Consider the following 24,186-nt stretch of genomic DNA (forward strand, 5'->3'; position numbering starts at 1 on the left):
GATCAGTTGACCAGAGCTTTTTTGATTTATCCGATTTGATTCTTTTTCAATGCAGTAGGTTCGTCGTCCCAGCATTCAATTTTCTCATTGTTTGGAACGGCATTTTTATAGAAAACAGGATCTTTGCCTTCTTTTTTCTGTCTCGTGTAATCCTTCAGTGCTGCGAAGGCGACCTTAGACAGCATGGTAATGGCGATGAGGTTGACGATGACCATGAGTCCCATGAAGAGATCGGCTAGACCCCAAACGAGAGGAACAGTGGCAACTGAACCGAACAGAACCATTCCAATAACGGCAATTCGATAGATGTTTAGCCAAATTTTGTTCGCTCCTAGGAATTCAATGTTCGTTTCCCCATAGTAATAGTTACCGATCAATGTACTGAACGCGAATAGGAAAATCATGATGGCAAGGAAGCCAGAGGCCCATGGTCCAATATGCTGACTAAGAGAAGCCTGTGTTAATTCAATTCCTTGCAGGTTTGTTGTTTTATACGCATCAGAAAACAGAACAAGGAAGGCTGTGCTTGTACAAATAATTAACGTATCTGTTAACACGCCGAATGCTTGGATTAATCCTTGTTTAACAGGATGGCTTGTGACAGCCGTTGCTGCTGCGTTAGGTGCACTACCCATACCGGCTTCATTCGAGAAAAGACCGCGTTTAATCCCTTGTAATAAAGCACCGCCTAGCGTACCGCCAGCGAACTGTTCAAACCCGAAGGCGTGTTTCACAATCGTGCTGATGACACCAGGAAGTTCCGTGATATTTGTGACAATGACAAAGAACGCAATTCCGATATAAGCAACTGCAAGCACAACGACAATGTATTCAGAAGCCTTTGCGATCGCTTGGATGCCTTTGAAAATGATTGCTGCAATAATGACAGCCATCACAATACCGACGGTTAAACGGTCTAAACCAAAGGAGTTTTTAAAAGCGACAGAGATCGTATTTGATTGAACTGCGTTAAAGACGATTCCAAAAGAAATCGTAATCAGGATCGCAAATAAAATCCCCATCCAGCGCTTGTTTAACCCTTTTTCCATGTAATAAGCAGGTCCTCCGCGGAAGCCTGTTTTGTCTTTTACTTTATATACTTGAGCTAGTGTACTTTCAACGAAACTTGAAGCAGATCCGATAATGGCTACGATCCACATCCAAAAGATGGCGCCAGGGCCGCCAATGGCAATAGCGATAGCAATCCCTGTGATATTTCCTGTCCCTACACGTGCTGCCATACTGATGGCAAATGCTTGGAACGGTGATATTCCCTCTTTTTCTTTTCTTCCTTCTTTCAGGACACGCAGCATTTCTTTCATCATTCTCACTTGCATGAAGCGTGTTCTATATGTGAAGTAGAGTCCAACTCCAAGTAACAGAGCAATCACAATATAAGTCCAAATAAAATCATTTGTATGTGTTAAATAAGATAGCAAAGCTTTTTCGTTCATAACATCACCTCTTCGAATTCATCACTGTTCTTTTTAAAAAATACTGAGATCCCACTCTTTGGCGAGCTTTTTCAGCATCATGACACCGGTAATACTATTTCCGCAATCGTCAATGGCGGGACCGTAAATACCGATTCCACAGCCTGTCTGAAACGGAAATTCTCTTCTTGCGCTTGGCGGAACGCAAGCCATAATTCCTCCAGACACACCACTCTTCGCTGGTACCCCTACGAAAGCAGCAAAATTCCCAGACGCATTATACATGCCGCATGTCAGCATCAATGCCTTTGTTAGTCTGGCGATATCCTTTGGGATGACTTGGACTTGTTTAAAGGGATGATAGCCATCACTTGATATAATCAGTCCAATCAAGGCGATGTCCTCTGTTGTGACCTCGATGGAACATTGCTTTAAATACACTTCTAACGTGTCCTCGACATCCGATTCTAAATAATTGGTTTCTTTTAAATAATAAGCAAGTGCTCGATTTCGGTGCGCAGTTGCCCATTCTGATTGATAAACCTCTTCATTAACAGAAGGACGCTTACCTATTAAGTTTTCGATTAAATCGAAAATATATGCTAGCTTTTCTGTAGAAGTCTTTCCGGGAAGGATGGAGGATACGGTAATAGCTCCAGCATTAATCATTGGATTAAAGGGCTTCCCTGGTTTATGCATCTCAAGACGGTAGATGGAATTAAATGCATCACCAGTTGGCTCTACATCTACCCGATCCAAGACGTAAGGAACGCCTCTTCCTAAACAGGCAGCTATAAAGCTGATGACTTTTGAGATACTTTGCAGGGTAAAGGGAACGTCCCAATCACCATATCGTACAGATGATCCATCTGGGCCTATCACGCTGATACCAAGTTGAGAGGAATTCACTTTTCCAAGTGCTGGAATGTAGCCAGCATTCTGTCCGTTTATGTAATACGGACGTATTTCTTCTGCCCATTGATCAACAGAAGACTGGCATGCGTGTTGTGTATTATTAGAAATTGCTGTTTTCATACGATTCCTCCAATCAAAAATCAAAAAGTACCCTATTGAATTGGCGGATGACAAAAAATGCGATCAAATAGGCACGAAAACATGTTACACATCTTCAAAGAACTTGTCATGCGCTGCTTGCACCACTCCTTTACACCTAAATATATGTACAAATGAAGGCATTGTCGGCGGAAAAACAAAAAGGGTTTTTAGTGAAAATTAAGAAAACGCTTACATATAGTTTCACTAAAATTATTCATTCAATTTATCTTGGAAACTACACAATCTGACGTAAATCTACAGAAAAACTTACAAATAAAAATCAGTCTGTCGATGATTGTCTAAACAATTCCTATTATTGTCGTCAATGATCAAAACAGTGAATAGCTGAAAGGTCACCTTGCTGCCCCGGAGAATAGTCATAAAAAAGGATTTTGAGGATAAAAGGAGCAGTAAAAATTATTTTTTTGTACATTGTGGAGAAAAGAGTCTCCTTGTATACTGTGGCTATGCAAACAGGGGAAGGGATGTCAGTCATTTGAGTTTAAATCAGCTTGTCAAAAAGGACGCATTCATTTTAATTTTTATGATGGTCATTGTGCCGCTTGCAGGAGAGCTGAAGTTTTATCCTGTGAATGAGACGTTTCGCATCAGTTTTGGCGCACCTGCGTTTTTCTTTTGCTTATTACTCTTAAGAAAATCTAAACCGCTATTGCCGGGATTTTTAACAGGCGCAGCCATTGTGCTTTTTCGGGTAGGTTTAGATTTGATTCAGCAGAATGCTGATCTGGCTTCATCATTTTATCAGCAATTCCCAAGCTTCTTTTTCTATTTCACTTATGCTTTCCTGTTTTTTGCCGTCCGTACGGGACGCTTTAAACAGCGCTCTATTTTCATTGGGATCATCGGCCTGATGATCGAATTAGTTGCTGATTTTGTCGAGCTGTTTGTACAATTTCTAGTGTTTGATACAACGATGACCTTATCAAAGCTGAGCGATATGTTCCTCATTGCATTTGCTCACAGCTTTGTGGTGATCAGTTTTTTTAATATGATGAAGCTGTATGAGGCTCAATCAAGAGAAAAGCAGATCATGAAACAAAATGAGCATATGATGATGGTCATTTCGAATTTATATGAAGAAACGGTGCATTTAAAGAAAACGTTAAAACATACAGAGCATATTACACAAGAATCATACCGGCTTTACCGTCTGCTGCATGAACACGAAGCGGGGAAAAAAGTGAGTCAGGAGCTGTTAAAGCTCGCAGGAGAAATTCATGAAGTGAAAAAGGACAATCAGCGTATTTATGCTGGGCTTTCAAAGCTGATTTCGAAGGAAAATATGCAAGACTATATGATGGCGGAAGAGCTCGTCCAAATTGTCATCCGGATTCAAGAGAAGTATGCTTTATCTCTTGGGAAAAACATCTCCTTTACATCTGATATAAGGGGCATTCATCTGCATGATTATCATGTGTTTATTTTCTTATCGCTGATTAATAATTTAATGGCCAATGCAGTCGAAGCAATAAAAGATACCGGGATGATCTCACTCGAATTGAAAGGAAGTCATGATAAAATAGAGATTCGGATTGAAGATGACGGACCAGGGATTCCTAAAAAAATGAGAGAGATTGTGTTTGATCCAGGGTATACCTCCAAATTTGATGCATTTGGAACACCGTCTACAGGGATTGGCTTATCCTATGTGAGAGAGCTGGTTCAAGAGCTTGGCGGTCAGATTCAAATCGAACCAAAAGAAACAAAAGGTGCAGCTTTTCTGCTTGTCCTTCCTATACAAAATTTAATACAGAGAGGGTGAGTGTATGCGATTCTTCATTGCAGATGATGATCGTGCAATACGCTCGATTTTAGGTCAAATCATAGAGGATGAGGATTTGGGAGAGGTCGTAGATGAAGCGGGTGACGGAGTTGGATTAGAGGCACATTCACTGAACCTCAAGAAAGTAGACATCCTTTTGATTGATCTTTTAATGCCTGCTAGAGATGGCATTCAAACCATCCGCCATATTCACCCTGAATTCAAAGGCAAGGTCATTATGATTTCCCAAGTAGAGGCGAAAGAGATGATGGCAGAAGCCTATGAACTAGGGATTGAATATTATATCCATAAGCCTGTCAATCGCATTGAAATCGTCAGTGTGATTCGAAAAGTCATGGAGCGTATCAAACTGGAAAAATCGATTTACGATATACAAGCCTCCCTTCGCCACGTGCTGCCATTAGAGCCTGTCATTTCTCAAGGTACGGGCGCTGGGGCGAAGAGAAGAACGATGAAAGAAGCTGGGGAATTCCTCTTATCCGAGCTGGGAATTGTCGGTGAGAGCGGCTCTAAGGATTTACTGGAGATACTCATCTACTTACATGAAACACAGTCAGCCAATTCTCATGAGGTCAATTTCCCGCCGCTAAAGCAGCTGTTTATCAAAACAGCAGAAAGAAAGCTGGATCATGGTGCAACCGATGTAGAAGTGATGCGGGAAGTGAAGGCGGCGGAGCAGCGGATTAGACGAGCTATTCACCATTCTTTGAATCATTTTGCCTCACTAGGATTAACAGATTTCTCAAATCCTAAGTTTGAGCACTATGCGTCGAAGTTTTTTGATTTTACCGATGTCAGCCAAAGAATGAAAGAAATGCAGAAGACATCTTCACCTTCAGGATCAACGGGTAGAGTCAATACGAAGAAATTCGTTCAAATCTTTTATTTTGAGGCAAAGCAGTTATTCGAAGGAATGAGCTGAGGAAAATCTGTTGGTATGATTGGAGAAAATAAACAGAGAAAGTCTGTCTTTCCTATGATCTATTGTGATCTTCAGGTGTTTTTATAATTTAACTGATCATTCAGATTTTTCTTTTTTCTTGAAAATAAAACCCTCCTGTGCAATCGTTTGTTAAAATAGTGAGGTTAGACTAGAATGTCGGAGGTTTTATTTTGGGAAAAATTAAACGAAATGCGCTCTGCCCTTGCGGAAGCGGAAAAAAATATAAACATTGCTGTGGTCAAAAATCAGGCGGAGAACAAACGTCTGAGCTTGTGTTTAAGGAAGCTGTACAAGTTCAAAAGGATTTAATGAATTATGCTTTTTCTAAGCATCAGAGAGCGATCAATCAATTCATTAATGAGTTTTCTTTCCTTGCAGATATGGATAAAGAAACGCAACAAATCTCAGTTTTCCATTTGAGTGTATGGGGAATCTTCTTCCGTCCATTAACTGATCAGAAAGAGACCATTTTCCAAGAGTTCCTGACAAAGAAAGCAGAAGATATTACCCGTCCGAAAACAAGACAAGTGGTCCAATCTTGGACAGACATGGAGCCATCTTTGCTTTTTTTAAATGAAAAAACGGACGAGTCTCTTTACTTTGAGAATATGATAACAGCGGAGAAGGTTGAAGTAGATGTAAAACCTGATCAAACGGTACTGCCTGAAAAGGGAAGTCTCGTGCTTGGTTTTCCTGTTCAATTTGAAGAAAAGGCAGAGTTTTTCATTCAATATACGATGTTTGCGAAAGAGTTTACAGATACTCTTCTTCTTCAAGTTCGCCAGCTTGTTGACGCATATGAAGCAAATGGAGGGGCGCGCAGCACATTTATGAGAGAATCATTCCCTGACGTGCTGAAGTGTATGTTTGCGAAGCAAGAAGTAGAAGAATCAGAAACACCTGCTCAAACAGAAGGCGATGCAGGTCTATCAGCAGATCGTATGGACTGGGCAAGTGACGTCCAGCTGGAAACTGCTAAGCTGATTGAAGACGGAATGAAGGAGCACGGTGACCAAAGCCTGACAGATGGTGCTTTAACGGTTTGGAAAGCCTACTGTGATCAGAAATCACCTGTGATCCGTAAAGCAGCGTCATTTGCTGCCGGAATCGAATACTACATTCATTCACTTGCAAGCGATGCCCCGCTTTCTCAAGCACAAGTAGCGAAAAAGTATGGCATTAGTGCGTCGACTGTATCGAGCCGTTTTAAAGATATCGAAAAAGCGGTGAAAGAAGAGCAAGAGGCGACAGTATAATTAAAAAAAAAGACGCGGCTCCTTCAGAGGCCAGCGTCTTTTTTTAGATTATCTCGTTTTAATAAAACCGCTCATGTACTGCTCTGTATTATAATCATTGAGGTCAATTTTCCATTGACCATCCCCATTACGTTTCATTTTCACTTCATATTCAGCTGGGCTGGAAACGGGAGGAAGTTTTTCGAATTCAGATGCGTACATGTTTAAGCTTTTTTTATACAGTTCTTCTTTAGAACGGATTTTCCCGTTGTAAAACTCGTCTCTTTGCTTGTCTAGCTTGTCTTTTAAGTTAGAAGCATCAATGCCGGTTACTTGAGCGACAACCTTTGCTTCGTCATCAGAGATGGTTTTCACACTTGTTTCTACTTTCGCTTTATCCTTCATGGTGTTTTGAATGCGTTTGTACATCGACAGAATATCTCGGTCACTCACTTCATTTCCGTATATTCCTGCACTTCTTTTGAAGTCTTTTACAAACATCTCATGGTATTTATTGACGACATCCGATTGGTTGTCACCCGTTAAATCTGCGAATTCATCGTTCTTTTTATCAAAAACAATAATATCGGTATAAGCGGATAACGCTTTTGCTGGGTTATCCAGCTTTTTTGCTGAATCGAGTATTTTGTTTCCATCTAGGTCGATTTGGATGGAATCACTGTTTTTCTTGATGCTGTCCTGATAGACGAACTGATATTTTTTCCCTTTGTCTACTAGGAAATAAAGAGCTCCTGAAATTGACTTGCCTTTGTTCAATGAACCAAGGTCAAGACGGTCTTTGCTGCCGTAGAATTTTAAATCAGATACTTTGGCGTCGTCCTGATAAAGGGAGAAGTCAGAGTTATATAATGAAAGGGCTTTGTCACCTTTGTTTGTGATCGTCAGATTTACTTTTAGTACCAATTCATTGTCTCTCAGGGTAGTTGTTGAGTCTTCTGGTAACGTATATTCGTAGCTATTGACTTTTACCTCTGCTGTTTTTGTTGACTTTTGATCAGCGTCGGTTGATTTGGCTGAGCTCTGACATGCTGCAGAGATGATCATCACGAATGAAATCATGAGGAGTGCACTTATTTTTTTAAGATTCACAGTTGAAGCTCCTTTGCTTTTCTTTCGTCATTTCATTCCCGCTATCTGACTATGAAAAAAGAAACAGATAGATTGGTATATTCGGGTGTTAAAGGGGAAAATATCCTAATGACGATTTGCACTATTCATTCTATCGAAATTCATTCATGATGAGGAATAGGTTTTAGTCCCTATTTTTGATAGCTTTTAACACAATAACCTATAAAATAAGGAATTAAATAAGCACAATATACTAGTTAATAAGTATTAATTTATAGATTTATTTTAGGTTTTAAATGTTTTTTGTATAAAAATCTTGAAGTGAAGGTAGTTTTTATTTCACGAGGCGGTGCCGGATGGCGAAGACGACAGCCTGTGTACGGTCTTGTGCATTGAGCTTTTGTAAAATACGGTGCACATGCGTTTTTACCGTACTTTTGCTGATAAATAATTGATCAGCAATGTCTTCATTCTTTAAGCCATAGGCCATTTGCTGTAATACATCGCGTTCACGTTCTGTGAATGATTCGTGAAGCAGATGAGTGTGATGTGTATCATTTGCCTGCTGAAGAGCTCGTGCCATCATGTGCTCAGAGGCTGCCGTTCGAAAGACAGATTCACCAGCAAAGGCGGTACGGATGGCCTCAATTAATTCCTCAGGCATTGTATCCTTCAGCAAATAACCGACTGCCCCTGCACGAATTCCGTCAAAGACGTATTCTTCCGTATCAAAGGTCGTGAGAATCACAACTTTTACATCTGGATGCTTTTTTAAAATGTGCTCTGTTGCTGTGATGCCATCCATTCCAGGCATTTGTACATCCATCAGCAGTACGTCTGGTGTGTTGATCGAGCAAAGCTCAACCGCCTCCTGACCGTCTGACGCCTCCCATATGACGTCAATATCCTCTTGAGCGCTTGCAATATAACGAAATCCTTGGCGGATCAGCGGCTGATCATCAATAATGCCAATCTTAATAGGGTTTGTCATGTCTCGGAGTCCTCCTTGATAGGAATTTGAACATGGATACAAAAGCCGTGCGGCTCGCGTATGGACGTCTTGAGGGAACCGCCTGCTGCGTCACACCGTGCCTTCATGCCTGACAGTCCAAAGCCAAATGAAATATCTTTTTCGCTGGTCAAATATCCATCGTCTTCAATGTTCATCATCAGCTCATGCTGGTCGTTAGATAGTGTAATGGTCATCGCGGTGGCCTTGGCATGGCGAATTGTATTGGTGATGGCTTCTTGTAAAATGCGGTAAAGCAGTTCAGATACGGAGAGCGGCCATTTTTTATACGTAAGCTGCTCTGTATGAAAGTGAATGTCAAGCTCTCCCGATATCTCTCCTTGCTTGATGAGGCTGCGAAGTCCGGCAAGGCCGAGACCTGCATCATCTGACGCCATATGATGAACCACAGAACGAACTTCGGTGAGACAATTTTTAGAAATATGGATCAGCTCCTGAAACGTCTGCGTCATCTGCTCTGGTTCTTCCTGCTTTAAACGGTAGGGCAAAGACTGCAGCTGGACAATCATCGAGGTTAATTGGTGACCGATACTGTCATGCAGGTCACGTGCAATTCTGCTTCGCTCCTCCAGCACTGCAAATTGGAGTGACTGAACGGTCGCTTCTTCAAGCTCCATATGCGCCTTTTTCAATTGTTCATGGGCTTCTGATAATTCCTTGTGAACCAATTGCAGTTCTCCGAAGTGTTCTTCCTTTAATTCCTGTTCACGCCGACGCATTCTAGAAATCAAAACAAGTGTATACACAAGCAGCTGGAATAGCGGGAGAGTGATCACCATGTTCCAAGAAAAATCGTTTATATAATAGCTGATCCCACTGGTGAAAAAGATGATAGCAAATAGATAGGGATGATGCGCCTCTGAAAAACGAAAAGCGATAAAGCCGATCATAAAAAAGGTCAGTCCAATACTGTCTTGAATCTGACCTGTCACCAGCCACAAGAGATGTGTCAGAATCCACATCAAGAGGAGCATAGAAAATTGCTTTTTAGGTGACAGCTTGTTTTTTGGAAAAAGACAAAGGAGAAACACCAAATAGACGAAGGTGCGAAACACCAATTCGCCTAATGAAAGGGGCTCATACATTTGAATATACATATAGGTCAATACAAGGCCTAATACGAATTTCCGCCTTATTTGACCTAAAAGCTTGAGTGGCTGCTGAAGGTTCATATCAAAAACTCCTGTCTGTCAGTTAATAGCAGCAGATGCTTTGATGTTCATATATCTTTTTAAAAGAATAAAACGTAATCCGATCATACTGCCGATTGGAAGGAATGTCAGGCCATTTGCGAAAATGATCAGGGAATGACCGCCATCCTGTACAATTGAACCTACTGTCATCCGGATAAGGATGATTCCGATGAAAAAAAGTGTTCCATAAAGTGAGCTGGCGGCGGTGATACGCCCCGACTGTTGATCATATGTTACTTTGTATAGTTTACCTCTCCATAGCCCGATTGCAAAACCTGTGAGTGCAAAGACAATCATTGCAAGCAGGCTCATCGCCGTGATTTCAATATGCTGAGTAAAGGAATAAGAGAGTGTGCCTAATAAAATGAGCGGTCCTATGAGAAGCCTGATGGGGCGGATTTCTTTTTCCTTGCCTGTTCTTAAAAGCAGAATAATCATAATGATGACAATTTGAATGGTCATGACAAGATCTCCTTTTCGTTTTAGTCTATCTTCATCATACGCATCTTCTATTTTCGCGGCGTCCACCTGCAGGTTGATTTTAGAGAGCGGTATACTTGAATGTTGGAAATGATTCGTGGGAAAATAAGGATGATTATGTAGATAAGGGAGATGAGCTTTTGAAAAAGGTAACGCTTGGACGAACTGATTTGCAGGTAAATCCGATAGGGCTTGGTACGAATGCAGTAGGTGGACATAATTTATTCCCGAATCTTAGTGAGGATGCTGGACGGGAGCTTGTGGAGACGGCTCTTGATCAAGGTGTCAATTTCTTAGATTCTGCTTTTATTTATGGGCTGGGCCGTTCAGAGGAATTAATCGGTGAGATCATTGCCAAAAGAGGCGGCAGAGAAAAGCTTGTCCTTGCGACAAAAGGAGCTCATAAGGAAGTAAACGGGCAAATTGAACTTGATAACAGCCGTGATTTCTTAAGAGAGCAGGTTGAAAATAGCCTGAAACGACTGCAAACTGATTATATTGACTTGTACTATATGCATTTCCCGGATGGACGCACGCCGCTCGAAGAAGTAGCAGGCACATTAAAGGAATTGAAGGATGAAGGGAAAATCAGGGCAATCGGTGCATCAAACCTTGATTTTGAACAGCTTCAAGCCTTTAACCGAGATGGCTACTTAGACGTGCTTCAATCGGAGTATTCTCTGCTGAAACGTCAGGCAGAGCAGGATCTTCTTCCATACTGTGTCGAGCATGGGATCTCCTTTATTCCTTATTTCCCATTGGCATCAGGCTTGTTGACTGGGAAATTTACAAAAGATGCGACATTTGATGATATTCGAGCAAAGGACCCGCTTTTCCAAGGCGATGCATTCCTTTCAAATCTCGAAAAAGTAGACAAGCTGAAAGCCATTGCTCAATCAAAGAATGCAGAAACAGCACACGTCGCACTCGCTTGGCTCTTAGCGCAGGATGGCATTGATGCGATTATTCCAGGAGCAAAACGAGCAGACCAAGTGCTGAAAAACCTAAAAACAAACGATGTTCAATTAACAGAAGAGGAAATCAATCAAATCGATAAGATCTTCTCTTAACACTAAAAAAAGGTGCAGCTATGCACCTTTTTTTTATGACATGGTGAGAGGGATTTTGATGACGAGCCGCAAATTTGGAGAACGGTAAGTGAAATCAAGTGTACCGTCTGCCTTTTCTACAAGCTGTTGAATGATATACGTCCCCATGCCTTGATGATCGCCGCCTTTTGTCGAGCGGCCAAAAGTTTTGAACAAATGATCTAGCACGTGTTTTTCCATACCTTTTGTGCTGTTTTCACAATGGATTAAAAATAGCCCGCTCCGAATAGAGGTCTTGACCGAAATGCTGCCCTCTTTTCCGGCTTGCTTCGCTTCAATCGATGCATCTAGAGCATTATCAAGCAGGTTGCCAGTAAAACTAACCTGATCCGCCTTTGAAAAAGGAAGCGATGAAAAGGGTGCTTGAAGGTCTAGTGAAAGTGCAATGTCCTCTTTCTCAGCCCGCTCCAAAAAGGAATGTAGGGTTGAGGCTAAATATGCATTTTCTCCTTTAATCCATGGGAAATGTTTGACGTATTGCTGAATTAAATCTTTGATTTCATGTTCGTCGTTCGACGCGGAAAAGGCATTTAAATGTCTGGCTGTTTCATGATGTTTACTGCGCAGTTCAAGAAGTAATTCATTGGTTCTTGATTCTGCGTTTATGAGCTCTTGAAGCCGTCCATTTAACTGTTTCTCTGTCTGCATCACCTTCAACGAGAGGATATCGACAGTCACCATCATGATGAGCGCCAAAAGACAGCTCAGCTCATTCGGTTGCGTTAGAAAGAGCAAAAGGCCTGTGCAGGTAATGAGTATAAAAGCGCCTAATATCACATCACCACTCGTATGAGGCAAAAATCTTTTGTACATGAAAAATGTATAAACACATATCACACAAAAGGTAAGAAGCCACAACACAATGGATGAAAGCGGCAGAAAGGCTTCAGCAGCTGCATGAAACGCAAGACCTAACCATATGAGAGCATAAATGCGAAATCCAAGATAGAAAGCGTTCACGTTCGTTCTCCTTAAAAATAGTATTTCTTAAAGAATTCTAATTGCTGCTTGGTCATCATGGCTTTTTTATCTGTCCCTTCAAAAGACACGATATACGAATTTTTAGCATACGCCGAGAAATTCTTAATGTAATGAATATTGATAATAAACGATCGGTGGGAGCGGATAAAATCCTTTTCAGCCAGATCGCCCTTTAGCTCATTTAATGTCTGATAGGTCTGGATATCTCCTGTCGTTGTCACGATAGTTGTTGACCGGCCTGTTCGCTCAACAAAAATAACATCCTTTTTCTGCAGCACATGAATATCTGACTGCTGTTTAATGAGAAGCCGTCCATGAATGCTTTTCTCCTGCTTGGTGGACAGATAACGCTCTAAGCATTTGGCAATTCGATCAGCATGGTAGGGCTTCATAATATAATCATGTACATTCAAATCAAACGCATGGACCGCATATCCACTGTTTCCTGTCACAAAGACCACATCGACATTCAGTGCGTGAGAGTGAATGAGGTCCGCTAATTCATAGCCGGACATTCCAGGCATTTCAATGTCAGCGAACAACAGATCAATGTCTCCTTTTTTGACCTTCTCATATGCATCCTCTGCTGACTGCGTGACAAAGACGATGTCCACAGCCTCCATCCTGCCTACAATGGCGTGCAACTTTTCTAAATCTACTCGGTAATCGTCGACGAGACCTACTTTTATCATAAAAATCACCTATGACCATTCTTATTATTTGTCTATTTTACCATTTGTTTTTTTGAAATAGATCATTTCAAGACAGAAAAAGGACGTTTCGCGACATTTTTATATCAGGCAAGCGTTATTTTTTCTATCATAGACTTAGAAAGTTGAAAGGGGCGAACCACATGATTACTCTCAGCGATTGCAGCTGCTGGTTTAAAGATAAGAAAAAAGTCGTAAAAGCGATGAAACACATGACGTTCTCCGTGAAGGAAGGGGAAGTCGTTGGCATTCTAGGAGAAAATGGTGCAGGAAAAACAACATTATTGCGCGCTGTAGCCACATTATTAGAGCCTACACACGGAACAGTCACTGTCGCAGGCTTTGATACAGTGAAAGAAGCAACAGAAGTGAAAAAGCGAATTGGTGTCTTGTTTGGCGGAGAGACGGGGCTTTACGATCGTTTGACGGCAAGAGAAAACCTTGAATACTTTGGCAAATTATATGGCTTAGATCAGCATGAAATCAAAGCAAGAATAGAGGATTTAGCAAAGCGTTTTGGGATGAGACAATACATGGATCGCAAGGTGAAAGGATTCTCAAGAGGAATGAAACAAAAGGTGGCGATTGCCAGAACGTTAATTCATGATCCTGACATTATTTTATTTGATGAGCCGACAACAGGCTTAGATATCACGTCGAGTAATATTTTCAGAGATTTTATCCATCAGCTCAAGCAGCAAAATAAAACGATCCTCTTTTCAAGCCACATCATGGAAGAAGTCAGCCAGCTTTGTGACAGTGTGATGATGATTCATCAAGGAGAGCTTGTTTACAAAGGGACACTTCCAGAATTATATGCACAGGAACAAAGTGAAGACTTGAACTATATCTTTATGTCGAAGCTCGCTAGGGGGATTTCATAATGTGGAAAACCGTCTTTATGAAAGAAATGACAGATGCGCTAAGGGATCGAAAAACGTTGCTCTTAACCGTACTGATTCCTCTTTTGACCATGCTTGGGCTGGTGTTCTTTTATGAAAGCATGATTGCAGATCCAGGGGATAAAGCCTATACAGTCGCCATCAATGAACAGCTTCCAGCCGAAATGAACCAAATGATCAAAGAGGTCAAAAACCTAAACCTTGAAACATTTGATGATCCGCAGCAAGCTGTCAAAGATGGGGAGGCAAATGCTTACCTGGAAATGCCGAAAGAGGCTGGCGATATGCTCAAGCATCAAAAGCCATTCGCCATTAAAATTCATGGATATACGACAGATGATGATTCGGTGATCACCGTTCAAATGCTGCAATCGTTGCTGGAGCAGTATCAAAACCAGGTGGTCGAGAAGCGTTTAGCAGCGGATCAAATCGATACGTCCGTTATTCATCCGTTCGAAGTGCAGTCCGTTGATGTAGAAGAAGGTGATGAAGGGGAAAACGGAGTGACTGCTATGCTGTTGTCGATTCTCCTTCCAATGATTTTGGTGACCTCCGTGATCTCAGGTGCTTTGCCGGCAGCGCTTGATATTGTAGCAGGTGAAAAAGACCGAAAATCAATTGAAGCTTTATTCCTGACGCCGGCCAGCAGACTCCAGATTCTCATCGGAAAATGGCTCGCTGTCTCTATGTTCGGTATTTTAAGTGGGATTGTGGCGATCGGGATGCTGCTTCTATCCACTTTGCTCTTTACAGAAAAGCTGAAGCAAGCTCTGAACTTTGGTGATCAAATGTGGAGCATTATCGGCGTTATGTTTGCGGCGCTTATCATCTTCTCCTTCATGGTATCCATGATTGAATTGCTGCTCAGTGTGATGTCGGGCTCAGTCAAAGAAGCGCAATCGTACATGTCCATGATCATTACACTAGGTGTGCTCCCAATGTTCTTTACCATGAGAGCAGGTGCTACGCAGCTAGATACGTATTACTTTGCCATCCCATTTCTCAATATTCATGCGCTGTGTAAGCAATTGATGTTTGGTATCATCGATCCAATGTCCATCACCCTGACACTCGGCTCCTCAGCCTTGGCAGTCGTCATCCTGTTTGTCATCGTCAGAAGCTTGTTTATGAAAGAGAAATGGATGCTTGCGAAATAAAGAAAAACTTGCAGATATATTCTGCAAGTTTTTTATATTCAGAGATTCATATAAAAGAGGCTCGCGATAGCATGATGGAAGAGGAAATGATATGATTATCCTAATTTTACCAAGGAAAGGAGTTCGGGTATGTCTTATCAAACAGATGACGATGATGTGTTAGGACTATGTAATATATATGCTCAGCAAACACACCATTTTGAAGCCTTTATTTTGGGAAACAGGGTAGGTTTATTAGAATTAAAAAATGCAATAGACAAGGCTTTAGAAACCGGTAGTTCTACTGCAACGTTATTCCCTTCTGATTATGAGGGATAATGATGTCTATATTGCTTTAGTAGACGATGAGCAAAGGTTTGAAAAATTAACAACTCCTTATGTAGAGGAATACGCACAAGAGGAAGATGCGATTGATCCAATTGAGATCATTAAAGAATATGAAGCTGAAAAGAGGAATTCATCTTTATAAAATGTTTGCGATATGAAAAAAGCTCGATCTCACTATATTAATAGTAGCAGCCATTACTATATTTATGGTGGACATTCAGTGGGGTGGCTGGCGATTTTCTTGCTTTCTTGTATGTATTTCAGAATCAAATATAGGAAACAACCGAAATAAATTAAGGAAAAACCCCCGATTCCGGGGGTTTTTCCATTAGTTCTTGATGAATTTCTCAACTAATGAGCTTGTTTTGTAGTCGTTCAAATCAAGTTTCCATTGGTCGATATCATTTTTCTTCATGTTGACTTCTACTGTTTCTTCAGAAGATGATGGTCCTAATTTTTTAAACTCATCTGGGTAAATTGATAGTAAGTATTTTTGCGCTTCATCATAAGAAGCTGAACGGTTTTTGCTGTAGAACTCAGTCGCTTTCTCTTTCAAACGATCGACAAGCGGACTTGCATCGATTGGTGTCAGAGTCACAGTCACGACAGCTTTATCACCACTGATGGATTTTGTTTTTGTTGAAACTTTTGATTTTTCAGCTAATGTTTCTTTCACAGCTTTTAAAAGCTTATCAAGGTTTTCGTCCTTCGCTGAGCTAGAAGAAATACCTGATGAAGTGATGTAACCTTGTTTGAATGATTTATCAAATTCGTTCACAACAGTTGATTTGTTATCACCTGTTAGTTTTTCGAAATCATCGTTTTTCTTACCAAAAATCATCACATCAATATAAGAAGAAAGAGCTTTTGCAGATGCTTGTAGTGTATCTGCTTTTTTCATTAAGTCTTTTCCTTTAATATCGAATTCTAGTGTTTTGTCATCTTTTTTCGATCCGCTTCCTGGCTCTGTGTAAACAAGCTGATAGTCTTTGTCTTTGTCAACAACAAAGAAAAGACCGCCTTTTGTTACTTTGTCTGCATTTAAAGAGCTTGAAGATAATACTTCGTTGTAGTCATCTGGAGAGATCGTAGATACCTGTGCGTCATCTTGGTAAAGCGTGAAGTTGCTTTTATCAACATTGAGAGGCTCTTTGCTGATATTTTTTACAGATACATTCACTTTTAGTACATACTGATCATCCTGTACAGATGTATCGTATTGAGGTGGTAATGTGTACTCAGCACTTTCTACCTTTACCTCTGCTGCATCAAGAGATTTTTTGGTATCGTTTTCTTTCGCAGCTGTTTTGTCTTTTCCACCACTACAAGCAGCAGCGACAACAGTTACACACAAGATCAGAAGAAACAGGGATAATTTCTTTTTAAACATGGCGTGTTTTCCTCCTCGGGTTTATGGTGAATTTCATTGAAAAGCTGTAGTTCATATCATTCTTTTTGCACAAAAAGAAAAATACTGTATGTTTTTTACTGTAGAATGAAGCGAAAGTACTGTCAATACCTCAGTGCGTTTCCGAGGTTGATTGGCTTCAAGTAGTAAAAATGACACTAAGTTGAGAGGAGAAACTTGTAATTTATTATTTGATATCTCCTGTAGAAACTCAACATTTTATATTTTAAGGTTTTGAGTCGGATTATTGAATAGGTTCAAATGACTGTTTTTGAAGATGATGTCGCAATTAGAAGGATTTTTATGACTTGTAAATGAGTATATAGTAATGAATATTTCTTCCTGTTATGTATATGGTCACTTGGTTTGAGTGTTGTTGGCAGCGAGACACATGTCCAGCAAATTTAGACAGGCTGCCGACACTGAACGTGCTTTTTCATGTCAAAATGGCAGTCATCTACACAGAAACGCTACATAAAATAAAAGAGAAACGAACTGGAGGTGGATGTATGGCAGTGGTAAGAGCGACAAGCTCTGATATTGATTTAATGGCCAGACTGCTGAGAGCGGAGGCAGAAGGTGAAGGGAGGCGAGGGATGCTGCTCGTAGGAAACGTGGGCATCAATCGTTTGCGTGCCAACTGCTCTGACTTTAAAGGGCTGCGTACGATTCCACAAATGATTTATCAGGAGCATGCATTCGAAGCGGTCACGCATGGTTACTTCTATCAGCGAGCACGAGAAACGGAAAAAACACTTGCGCGGAGAAATATTAACGGAGAACGTTTTTGGCCGGCAAAATTCAGCCTTTGGTATTTTAAACCGCCTGGCGATTGTCCAGCGACTTGGTACAATCAGCCGTTTGTGGCAAGGTATAAGTCGCATTGCTTTTATCAGCCAACCGCCGAAACGTGTGAAAATGTTTATAACACCTTTTAGCTTGATGAAACGCACAACCCTCTTAGAGTACAAATGCAGAGGGTTGTGTTTTTGTTTTTTCCAAAATGGGTAACCATTGTGTATCAGCAAGATGAAGCACGTGAATGGAGGAAATAAAGATGTATCAAGATTTAAAAGGAAAAACAGCCATTGTCACAGGCTCTTCAAAAGGAATTGGACAAGCGATCGCATTACGGTTTGGACAAGAGGAAATGAATGTGGTTGTAAACTATAAAGGCGATGAAGATGGAGCTGAAGAGACCGTAAAAGCCATTCAGCAGCACGGAGGTGGGGCGGTGAAAGTACACGCAGATGTCTCCAAAGAGGAAGGCATCCAAGCCATCATGGATACAGCACTGGAGCATTTCGGTACAGTAGATGTATTCGTCAATAATTCAGGCTTCAACGGCGAAGAAGCGCTGCCGCATGAGATGACGCTGGAGCAATGGCAAAACGTCATCGATGTGAACATAACAGGTGCATTTTTAGGCGCAAAGGCTGCGCTCGCCTATATGATGGAGCATGACATCAAAGGATCTATTTTAAATATTTCCAGTGTCCATCAGGAAATTCCGCGCCCGTTCAACGTTCATTATTCCACTTCAAAGGGCGGAATGAATATGATGACGAAGACGCTGGCTCTTGATTATGCCGAAGCAGGTATTCGAATCAACGCGATTGCGCCGGGTACCATGGCAACCGAATCGAATGATGATTTACAGGATGAATTGAAAAAACAAAAGCAGCTTGAGAAAATTCCGATGAGAACCTTTGGTGAACCGAAGGAGATTGGGGCCGCTGCTGCATTCCTCGTTTCTAAGGAAGCGGCGTATATCACAGGCACCACCTTATTTGTAGATGGTGGAATGACACTTTATCCTTCTCAAATCAATGATTAATCCAAAAAACATCCGCCTGTTCAGCCGGCGGATGTTTTTTGTTCGTAGCGTTGAGCGGCTTTGGTCGGTTTGCCGAGCAGCATCGGGTATTTGCTCAGGAAGGAGATACATGGCACCATGAGCAGCAATGTGCCGATCGTATAAAAAAGTGTCCAAGAGAGCTGTGCTGTATCAGCAATATTGATACCGAGTCCATAAAAAACAAATGCTTTCATGATATCGATACCGGCAAACTGCAAGACAAGAATGACAATAGAATTACGTCCTAGATACGTCAAAATAGGGGATGTTTTCAATTTAAAGCTTAAATAAATCACGGCAGCTGAACCGAGCAGAGCACATGCATAGAAAATAAAGAGATCACCGTAGTCGTTGACGCGCATATCGATCCGTGAATTAAAGCTTTGCATGTAAGCCGTCAGCACAAGCAGACCTGTACATAAAAGAAGGGTTGGATCTGTTTTTAATTCCACAAACCATTGCTTTGCTAAAAATCCAATCGAATAAAACACAACAGCTGTCAAGGCGACATTGGCGTTCCAAGGAAGACTTTGATCTAAAAGCAAGGTAGAGGCATATCCAGCACCGCCGCAAAGAACAGTCAGCAAGATCACGGTAGCGGGTTTTCCTTTAGAAAGACGATGCATAAAGAGAAATAAAATTTCCACTAAAAAGAGCGTCGTTAAAAACCAAATCGCTGGGTTATGTGTCAGTCTTGCTTCATCTGCATTGGATATGAAAATACCTGTAAACGGAACGAAAGGATCAATATCCGTTTGTCCCTTGAATGCGAAAAAACGGGTAACGGAGAACCAAAATACATACGTAATGATGGAGAAATAGAGATAGGGCAAGAGTAAGCTTTTGGCTTTTTTCTGAATAAATGACAAAGCAGGGGATGAGGATGATCGAAACATCATGCCTGATAGTAAAAAGAAAAGCGGCATATGAAAAGAGTAAATGAATTGCTTGAGCGAATCTGGAATGGGCACATGCGCCATGACCACGAGCAGAATGCCAATCCCTTTAGCTGCATCAACCCAATCGAGTCTCTTTTTCATGTCTGTCATCTCCTTCTTTCTCAGCGTTGTAAACCGTTCATTGAATATGTACCTCTACTATATAAAAGGTACACCTCTTATGCGTTTACAGTTCGCTAACGATTAGAAGACACATTTGCGATCAGATGACAGACGGAAGGATTTTGACATCTTGATGTTACATTTCCCATTTTTTATGACAATGTAAAAAAGAAGCCTGGAAAGCTGGCTTCAAAATAATTCTGCTATTCGCTTGAAGGAACGTTGTTTTTCGATCGGATCAAAGGAATTGTTCAGAATCATGATGTCATCCGTTTGATAGCGGTCCATCAAGGTCTGTAATTGCTCTTTCACCGTTTTCTTCGAGCCGACAATCATCCGCTGGCGGTTTTGCAGCACTTTTTTCTTTTCCTGTATGGTGTAGTGATAGGCGCTTGCTTCTTCTATAGAAGGAACGCGGCTGTCCAGTCCCTTTTCAACACGAAGCAGCCATAAATCTGTACTGCTGGCGATCCTGTCTGCTTCTTCATCTGTTTCACCGCAGATGACAAAGACGGCAAACATAGATTGTGGCTGCCTAGAAAAGACAGATGGAGAAAAGTGTGATCGATACGTCTCAAATGCTTGTGTGCCGCGAGCAGGATGGATAAAGTGGCCAAAAATATAGTTGATTCCAAGCTCCGCCGCCTGCATGGCACTATTTTCTCCCAGCCCAAGCAGCCAAACCGGCGGATGAGCATCAACAAGCGGAGCAGCTTTCACGCCTGCATGCGGATGACCAGAAGGCAGGCTGTCTGATAAGTAAAAAAGAAGGTCCTTCAGCTGGCGGTCAAACTGAGACAGATCTTTAGGCACGCCGTCCGTCAAAGCGAGTCTCGTCCTTTCGATCCCGCCTGGAGATTTGCCGACACCAATCTCAATCCGTCCAGGATAAAGGGCTTCAAGTTGCCGCGTGACCTCTGCTACTTTAAAAGGACTGTACTGAGGAAGTAAAATACCGCCAGATCCGGTACGCAAGGTCGTTGTATGAGCCGCAATATGAGCCATTAATATTTCAGGCGCTGTACTAGCGAGCCCTCTTGTGCTGTGGTGTTCGGCGAACCAATAGCGCTCATACCCAAGCGTTTCAGCCAGCTGAGCCAGCTGCGTTGTATGAATCAATGTCTCCTGAGCAGACTGACCTTTAGGAATGGCGACTTGATCTAATATATGAAGTGATGGCATCATCAACATCCTTTCATCAACATGCTGAATATAAGTATAAAGAAATCCATAGGTGGAAGGAAACGAAAGGTTTTATCCTTTGCTTTTATCTTTTCTATATCAACATATGAAACCACATCAATACCCTCCTTATCAGCAAGAGCTGTTCATCGGGAACTTTCGACAATGTTTCACATGAAACACTTCATTAACGACATGAACCATTCCAATGTGCATCTTTCGTTAAAAAAATATAAAGAGTTTGAAACCTATCTTGAACATAGATCGTATATACTAGTAAATAGAAAAAAGAGTAAGAGGCTCCAATGTCATTTCATGAATTTTGTCGAATTTTCATGTATGATGATTTTAATAGGGTCCATCGCTTAATAAATAGATTTTTATTATGCTGGAGGAGTGATTGATTTGGCGATTACATTAGAAAAAGGTCAACGTATTGATTTAACAAAAGGGAAAACAGGGCTGACGAATATTCTTGTTGGACTTGGCTGGGACCCTGTATCACAAGGCGGCGGATTTTTAGGAAAGCTGTTTGGCGGCGGAGGCGGCGCTGATGTTGATTGTGATGCTTCAGTGCTCATGCTGAAAAATGATAAGTTTACGGAAAATAAAGATTTGATTTATTTTGGCAACCTAAAGAGCAAATGCGGCAGTGTTGAGCATACAGGTGACAACCTGACTGGCGAAGGAGACGGAGATGATGAACAAGTCCTTGTCAACTTGAGCAAGGTGCCGGGTAATGTGAATAAATTGGTGTTTGTCGTCAACATTTATGATGCCCTTAGAAGGAACCAACACTTTGGTATGATTCAAAATGCTTACATCCGTATCGTTGATCGTTCAAACAATCAAGAATTAGTGAAATATAATTTAAAAGATGATTATGCAGGAAAAACATCATTAATCGTCGGGGAGCTTTATCGTCACGAGAATGAGTGGAAGTTTGCGGCGCTTGGAAATGGTACAAATGATGCGAAGCTTGCAGATATTACGAGAAACTATATTTAAACAGAAGGGAGAGGTTCCTAGTGGGAATTTCTTTAGCGAAAGGTCAAAAAATTGATTTAACAAAAACGAATCCGGGTTTAACAAAAGTAGTCGTCGGTCTTGGCTGGGACGTCAATAAGTATGACGGCGGACATGACTTTGATCTAGACGCAAGTGTATTCCTTTTAGATGCGTCAGGTAAAGCAAGCTCTCCATCTGACTTTGTCTTTTACAACCAAACAACTGGCGGAGGCGGCAGTGTCGTACATACAGGCGATAACCGCACTGGCGAAGGGGACGGAGATGACGAGCAGGTCAATGTTGACCTTGCAGCTGTACCAGCAAGTATTGAGAAGATTTCATTTGTCATTACAATTCATGATGCAGAAGCGCGCAGTCAAAACTTCGGACAAGTGTCTAACGCATATGTACGTATTTTAAATGCGGCTTCGAATGAAGAACTCATTCGCTACGATTTGGCAGAGGATTTCTCAATTGAGACAGCCATTATTGTAGGTGAATTATACCGTCATGGCGGGGAATGGAAATTCTCAGCTGTCGGATCAGGCTATCAAGGCGGTCTTGCCCGCATTGCAACGGACTTTGGCTTAGATATCGGATAACGCAATAGTTTCCTATTTTCAAAGACAGGAGAGATACGAATATGGCGATTCAGCTTTCAAAAGGACAACGTGTCGATTTAACCAAAACCAACCCAGGGCTGACGAAAGTGATGATCGGTCTTGGCTGGGATACGAATAAATATTCTGGCGGAGCCGAATTTGATTTGGACGCTTCGGCTTTCTTGGTGGATGCAAACAATCGTTGTCAGCAAGATACAGATTTTGTGTTCTATAATAACCTTCAGCATCCGAGCGGCAGTGTCACTCATACAGGTGATAACCGTACGGGTGAAGGAGATGGAGATGACGAGCAAATTCTCGTTGATTTCTCGAAAATTCCTGCTAACATTGATCGTATCGGAATTACAGTTACGATTCATGATGCAGAAGCGCGCAGCCAGAATTTTGGACAAGTCTCTAATGCATTTGTTCGTGTTGTAAATGAAGAGGGCGGGGAAGAATTGATTCGCTTCGATTTAGGCGAAGACTTCTCAATTGAAACAGCTGTTGTGGTATGTGAATTGTACCGACACGGAAGTGATTGGAAGTTTAACGCGATCGGAAGCGGATTCTCTGGCGGACTTGCAGCTCTTTGTCAAAATTATGGGTTAGAAGTGTAAATAAGAGAAACAAATCAATTCAAGAGATGCTGTCAAAAGCTCATATGAGGGCCTTTTCCTAAGTGAGAAAGAAACAGCGATCAAGAATAGCAGCAGGCGAAAGCCTGCTGATGCTTCTACACTTATAGGAGGAAAACCAGTTGGACATTTTGAAACATATGTTGGATACATATGCCTCGTTTTTTGATTGGCATATGTGGGCAGAGGTATTAACAGACCCTGTCTCTTGGGGGCTTATTGGGACTCTTGTCGTGCTTGAAGGATTGTTATCAGCAGATAACGCACTTGTATTAGCTGTGATGGTGAAACATCTACCAGAAAAGCAGCGTAAAAAGGCATTAACCTACGGATTAATTGGCGCTTATTTCTTCCGTTTTCTATTCATTGGCGTAGGGATGCTGCTTATTAAGTTCTGGTGGATTAAGGTCCTCGGAGCTGCTTACTTAGCATGGCTTGTTATTAAGCACTTCTGGTTAGGTGACGGCGATGATGAAGCGAAGGAACTGAAAAAAGAAGGCTGGTTGATTCGAGTCTTTGGTGTGTTCTGGGCAACTGTTATTTCTGTAGAAATTATGGACCTTGCCTTCTCGGTTGATAGTATTCTTGCAGCATTCGCTGTATCTGAGGAAGTATGGATTCTACTATTAGGCGGAATGCTTGGAATTCTCATGATGCGTACAGTCGCACAGTTATTCCTTGTTCTCATTGACCGTATCCCAGAGCTTGAGAATACAGCGTTTATTCTCATCGGGATCATTGCGATCAAAATGGGCTTGAGTGCTGCTCACATTGAAATCCCGCATCTTGTATTCTTTGCGATTATTATCCTAGCATTTATCGGAACGTTTATCGTTCATAAAATCAATAAGAAGAAACATCAAGAAGTGACAAACGAAGCTGCGGCTTCAAAAGAAGAATAGGACGATCAAAAAGGAATGGAGTTGATTAGCGGCTCCATCCTTTTTTGAATCATCAAGTCATTTGTTCGATTTTCTCTC

Annotated in this window: 24 protein-coding genes; 13 read left to right on the forward strand and 11 right to left on the reverse strand. The window is 41.5% G+C overall.

The window, feature by feature from the left end; translation table 11 throughout:
• Positions 1-26: 26 nt before the first annotated feature.
• Both MHB67_RS01500 and MHB67_RS01505 read right to left on the reverse strand, forming a co-directional pair.
• Entirely contained in the window at positions 27-1,454 is a 1,428-nt protein-coding gene (locus tag MHB67_RS01500) for an alanine/glycine:cation symporter family protein (protein WP_044333604.1), read from the reverse strand.
• 33 nt (positions 1,455-1,487) lie between these two features.
• Positions 1,488-2,468, reverse strand: coding sequence for a glutaminase (locus MHB67_RS01505; RefSeq protein WP_044333602.1), 981 nt, complete (start codon positions 2,466-2,468; stop codon positions 1,488-1,490).
• Between the two features lie 517 nt (positions 2,469-2,985).
• Here MHB67_RS01505 and MHB67_RS01510 point away from each other — a divergent pair.
• The 3 genes from MHB67_RS01510 (at position 2,986) to MHB67_RS01520 (ending at position 6,492) form a co-directional block, all read left to right on the forward strand.
• Positions 2,986-4,272, forward strand: a complete 1,287-nt coding sequence (locus MHB67_RS01510) for a sensor histidine kinase (RefSeq protein WP_342492732.1) — start codon at positions 2,986-2,988, stop codon at positions 4,270-4,272.
• Positions 4,273-4,276: 4 nt separating this feature from the next.
• Positions 4,277-5,215 carry a response regulator gene (locus MHB67_RS01515; RefSeq protein ID WP_206534127.1) on the forward strand — a complete coding sequence of 313 codons (939 nt, stop codon included), beginning with the start codon at positions 4,277-4,279 and terminating at the stop codon, positions 5,213-5,215.
• Between the two features lie 191 nt (positions 5,216-5,406).
• Positions 5,407-6,492: an SEC-C metal-binding domain-containing protein gene (locus tag MHB67_RS01520; protein ID WP_342492733.1), complete on the forward strand. Its 1,086-nt coding sequence runs from the start codon at positions 5,407-5,409 to the stop codon at positions 6,490-6,492.
• 48 nt (positions 6,493-6,540) lie between these two features.
• Here MHB67_RS01520 and MHB67_RS01525 read toward each other — a convergent pair whose 3' ends face one another.
• From MHB67_RS01525 to MHB67_RS01540, 4 genes are all read right to left on the reverse strand, one after another.
• Positions 6,541-7,581, reverse strand: coding sequence for a DUF4352 domain-containing protein (locus MHB67_RS01525; RefSeq protein WP_133744708.1), 1,041 nt, complete (start codon positions 7,579-7,581; stop codon positions 6,541-6,543).
• A 313-nt stretch (positions 7,582-7,894) separates the two neighbouring features.
• Positions 7,895-8,551, reverse strand: coding sequence for a response regulator transcription factor (locus tag MHB67_RS01530; RefSeq protein WP_044333593.1), 657 nt, complete (start codon positions 8,549-8,551; stop codon positions 7,895-7,897).
• Positions 8,548-9,762 (reverse strand): sensor histidine kinase, encoded by a 1,215-nt coding sequence (locus MHB67_RS01535; RefSeq protein ID WP_149126031.1) that lies wholly within the window; start codon positions 9,760-9,762, stop codon positions 8,548-8,550. Before MHB67_RS01535 ends, MHB67_RS01530 begins: the two co-directional genes overlap by 4 nt.
• An 18-nt stretch (positions 9,763-9,780) precedes the next feature.
• Positions 9,781-10,245 carry a DUF1453 domain-containing protein gene (locus tag MHB67_RS01540; protein WP_225315555.1) on the reverse strand — a complete coding sequence of 155 codons (465 nt, stop codon included), beginning with the start codon at positions 10,243-10,245 and terminating at the stop codon, positions 9,781-9,783.
• A 158-nt stretch (positions 10,246-10,403) separates the two neighbouring features.
• Here MHB67_RS01540 and MHB67_RS01545 point away from each other — a divergent pair, with 158 nt between their 5' ends.
• Positions 10,404-11,333 (forward strand): aldo/keto reductase, encoded by a 930-nt coding sequence (locus MHB67_RS01545; protein WP_342492734.1) that lies wholly within the window; start codon positions 10,404-10,406, stop codon positions 11,331-11,333.
• A gap of 33 nt (positions 11,334-11,366) precedes the next feature.
• Here the strand turns inward: MHB67_RS01545 and MHB67_RS01550 are convergent, their stop codons facing one another.
• Together MHB67_RS01550 and MHB67_RS01555 are read right to left on the reverse strand one after the other, a co-directional pair.
• Complete coding sequence (locus tag MHB67_RS01550) at positions 11,367-12,332, reverse strand: GHKL domain-containing protein (RefSeq protein ID WP_342492735.1); 966 nt, start codon at positions 12,330-12,332, stop codon at positions 11,367-11,369.
• A gap of 11 nt (positions 12,333-12,343) precedes the next feature.
• Positions 12,344-13,045, reverse strand: coding sequence for a LytTR family DNA-binding domain-containing protein (locus MHB67_RS01555; RefSeq protein ID WP_206534124.1), 702 nt, complete (start codon positions 13,043-13,045; stop codon positions 12,344-12,346).
• 161 nt (positions 13,046-13,206) lie between these two features.
• Here MHB67_RS01555 and MHB67_RS01560 point away from each other — a divergent pair, with 161 nt between their 5' ends.
• From MHB67_RS01560 to MHB67_RS01570, 3 genes are all read left to right on the forward strand, one after another.
• Positions 13,207-13,947, forward strand: a complete 741-nt coding sequence (locus tag MHB67_RS01560; RefSeq protein WP_025092774.1) for an ATP-binding cassette domain-containing protein — start codon at positions 13,207-13,209, stop codon at positions 13,945-13,947.
• Entirely contained in the window at positions 13,947-15,122 is a 1,176-nt protein-coding gene (locus MHB67_RS01565; protein WP_342492736.1) for an ABC transporter permease, read from the forward strand. Before MHB67_RS01560 ends, MHB67_RS01565 begins: the two co-directional genes overlap by 1 nt.
• Positions 15,123-15,251: 129 nt before the next feature.
• Positions 15,252-15,440 carry a hypothetical protein gene (locus MHB67_RS01570; protein ID WP_342492737.1) on the forward strand — a complete coding sequence of 63 codons (189 nt, stop codon included), beginning with the start codon at positions 15,252-15,254 and terminating at the stop codon, positions 15,438-15,440.
• Positions 15,441-15,777: 337 nt separating this feature from the next.
• Here the strand turns inward: MHB67_RS01570 and MHB67_RS01575 are convergent, their stop codons facing one another.
• The gene (locus MHB67_RS01575) at positions 15,778-16,839 is read right to left on the reverse strand and encodes a DUF4352 domain-containing protein (protein WP_024424362.1); all 1,062 of its coding nucleotides are present in this window, start codon (positions 16,837-16,839) and stop codon (positions 15,778-15,780) included.
• A 527-nt stretch (positions 16,840-17,366) separates the two neighbouring features.
• Here MHB67_RS01575 and MHB67_RS01580 point away from each other — a divergent pair.
• A complete protein-coding gene (locus MHB67_RS01580) occupies positions 17,367-17,795 on the forward strand; it encodes a cell wall hydrolase (protein WP_024424361.1) in 429 nt (142 codons plus the stop codon).
• Positions 17,796-17,914: 119 nt separating this feature from the next.
• A complete protein-coding gene (locus MHB67_RS01585) occupies positions 17,915-18,694 on the forward strand; it encodes a glucose 1-dehydrogenase (RefSeq protein ID WP_133744713.1) in 780 nt (259 codons plus the stop codon).
• A gap of 20 nt (positions 18,695-18,714) precedes the next feature.
• On the opposite strand, the gene MHB67_RS01590 is transcribed toward MHB67_RS01585, so the two are convergent.
• Both MHB67_RS01590 and MHB67_RS01595 read right to left on the reverse strand, forming a co-directional pair.
• Positions 18,715-19,755 (reverse strand): acyltransferase family protein, encoded by a 1,041-nt coding sequence (locus MHB67_RS01590; protein ID WP_122631529.1) that lies wholly within the window; start codon positions 19,753-19,755, stop codon positions 18,715-18,717.
• 210 nt (positions 19,756-19,965) lie between these two features.
• Positions 19,966-20,958 (reverse strand): LLM class flavin-dependent oxidoreductase, encoded by a 993-nt coding sequence (locus MHB67_RS01595; protein ID WP_341080279.1) that lies wholly within the window; start codon positions 20,956-20,958, stop codon positions 19,966-19,968.
• Between the two features lie 405 nt (positions 20,959-21,363).
• Between MHB67_RS01595 and MHB67_RS01600 the strand changes: the two genes are divergently transcribed.
• The 4 genes from MHB67_RS01600 (at position 21,364) to MHB67_RS01615 (ending at position 24,108) form a co-directional block, all read left to right on the forward strand.
• Positions 21,364-21,966 (forward strand): TerD family protein, encoded by a 603-nt coding sequence (locus tag MHB67_RS01600; protein WP_024427228.1) that lies wholly within the window; start codon positions 21,364-21,366, stop codon positions 21,964-21,966.
• A gap of 20 nt (positions 21,967-21,986) precedes the next feature.
• Positions 21,987-22,568 (forward strand): TerD family protein, encoded by a 582-nt coding sequence (locus MHB67_RS01605; protein ID WP_044333579.1) that lies wholly within the window; start codon positions 21,987-21,989, stop codon positions 22,566-22,568.
• Between the two features lie 41 nt (positions 22,569-22,609).
• Positions 22,610-23,188: a TerD family protein gene (locus MHB67_RS01610; RefSeq protein WP_007498343.1), complete on the forward strand. Its 579-nt coding sequence runs from the start codon at positions 22,610-22,612 to the stop codon at positions 23,186-23,188.
• A 140-nt stretch (positions 23,189-23,328) separates the two neighbouring features.
• On the forward strand, positions 23,329-24,108 hold the full coding sequence (locus tag MHB67_RS01615) for a TerC family protein (protein ID WP_024424355.1): 780 nt from the start codon (positions 23,329-23,331) through the stop codon (positions 24,106-24,108).
• Positions 24,109-24,186: the final 78 nt, after the last annotated feature.

The sequence above is a fragment of the Bacillus sp. FSL H8-0516 genome (genome assembly GCF_038635285.1).
GTDB classification, from domain to species: domain Bacteria; phylum Bacillota; class Bacilli; order Bacillales; family Bacillaceae; genus Bacillus; species Bacillus safensis.

Bases quoted from the DNA above. Each gene is read 5' to 3' on its own strand.
- MHB67_RS01500 (WP_044333604.1), bottom strand. From the start codon at position 1,454: ATGAACGAAAAAGCTTTGCTATCTTATTTAACACATACAAATGATTTT.
- MHB67_RS01505 (WP_044333602.1), bottom strand. From the start codon at position 2,468: ATGAAAACAGCAATTTCTAATAATACACAACACGCATGCCAGTCTTCT.
- MHB67_RS01515 (WP_206534127.1), top strand. From the start codon at position 4,277: ATGCGATTCTTCATTGCAGATGATGATCGTGCAATACGCTCGATTTTA.
- MHB67_RS01530 (WP_044333593.1), bottom strand. From the start codon at position 8,551: ATGACAAACCCTATTAAGATTGGCATTATTGATGATCAGCCGCTGATC.
- MHB67_RS01535 (WP_149126031.1), bottom strand. From the start codon at position 9,762: ATGAACCTTCAGCAGCCACTCAAGCTTTTAGGTCAAATAAGGCGGAAA.
- MHB67_RS01540 (WP_225315555.1), bottom strand. From the start codon at position 10,245: ATGACCATTCAAATTGTCATCATTATGATTATTCTGCTTTTAAGAACA.
- MHB67_RS01555 (WP_206534124.1), bottom strand. From the start codon at position 13,045: ATGATAAAAGTAGGTCTCGTCGACGATTACCGAGTAGATTTAGAAAAG.
- MHB67_RS01560 (WP_025092774.1), top strand. From the start codon at position 13,207: ATGATTACTCTCAGCGATTGCAGCTGCTGGTTTAAAGATAAGAAAAAA.
- MHB67_RS01565 (WP_342492736.1), top strand. From the start codon at position 13,947: ATGTGGAAAACCGTCTTTATGAAAGAAATGACAGATGCGCTAAGGGAT.
- MHB67_RS01570 (WP_342492737.1), top strand. From the start codon at position 15,252: ATGTCTTATCAAACAGATGACGATGATGTGTTAGGACTATGTAATATA.
- MHB67_RS01575 (WP_024424362.1), bottom strand. From the start codon at position 16,839: ATGTTTAAAAAGAAATTATCCCTGTTTCTTCTGATCTTGTGTGTAACT.
- MHB67_RS01580 (WP_024424361.1), top strand. From the start codon at position 17,367: ATGGCAGTGGTAAGAGCGACAAGCTCTGATATTGATTTAATGGCCAGA.
- MHB67_RS01585 (WP_133744713.1), top strand. From the start codon at position 17,915: ATGTATCAAGATTTAAAAGGAAAAACAGCCATTGTCACAGGCTCTTCA.
- MHB67_RS01590 (WP_122631529.1), bottom strand. From the start codon at position 19,755: ATGAAAAAGAGACTCGATTGGGTTGATGCAGCTAAAGGGATTGGCATT.
- MHB67_RS01595 (WP_341080279.1), bottom strand. From the start codon at position 20,958: ATGCCATCACTTCATATATTAGATCAAGTCGCCATTCCTAAAGGTCAG.
- MHB67_RS01610 (WP_007498343.1), top strand. From the start codon at position 22,610: ATGGCGATTCAGCTTTCAAAAGGACAACGTGTCGATTTAACCAAAACC.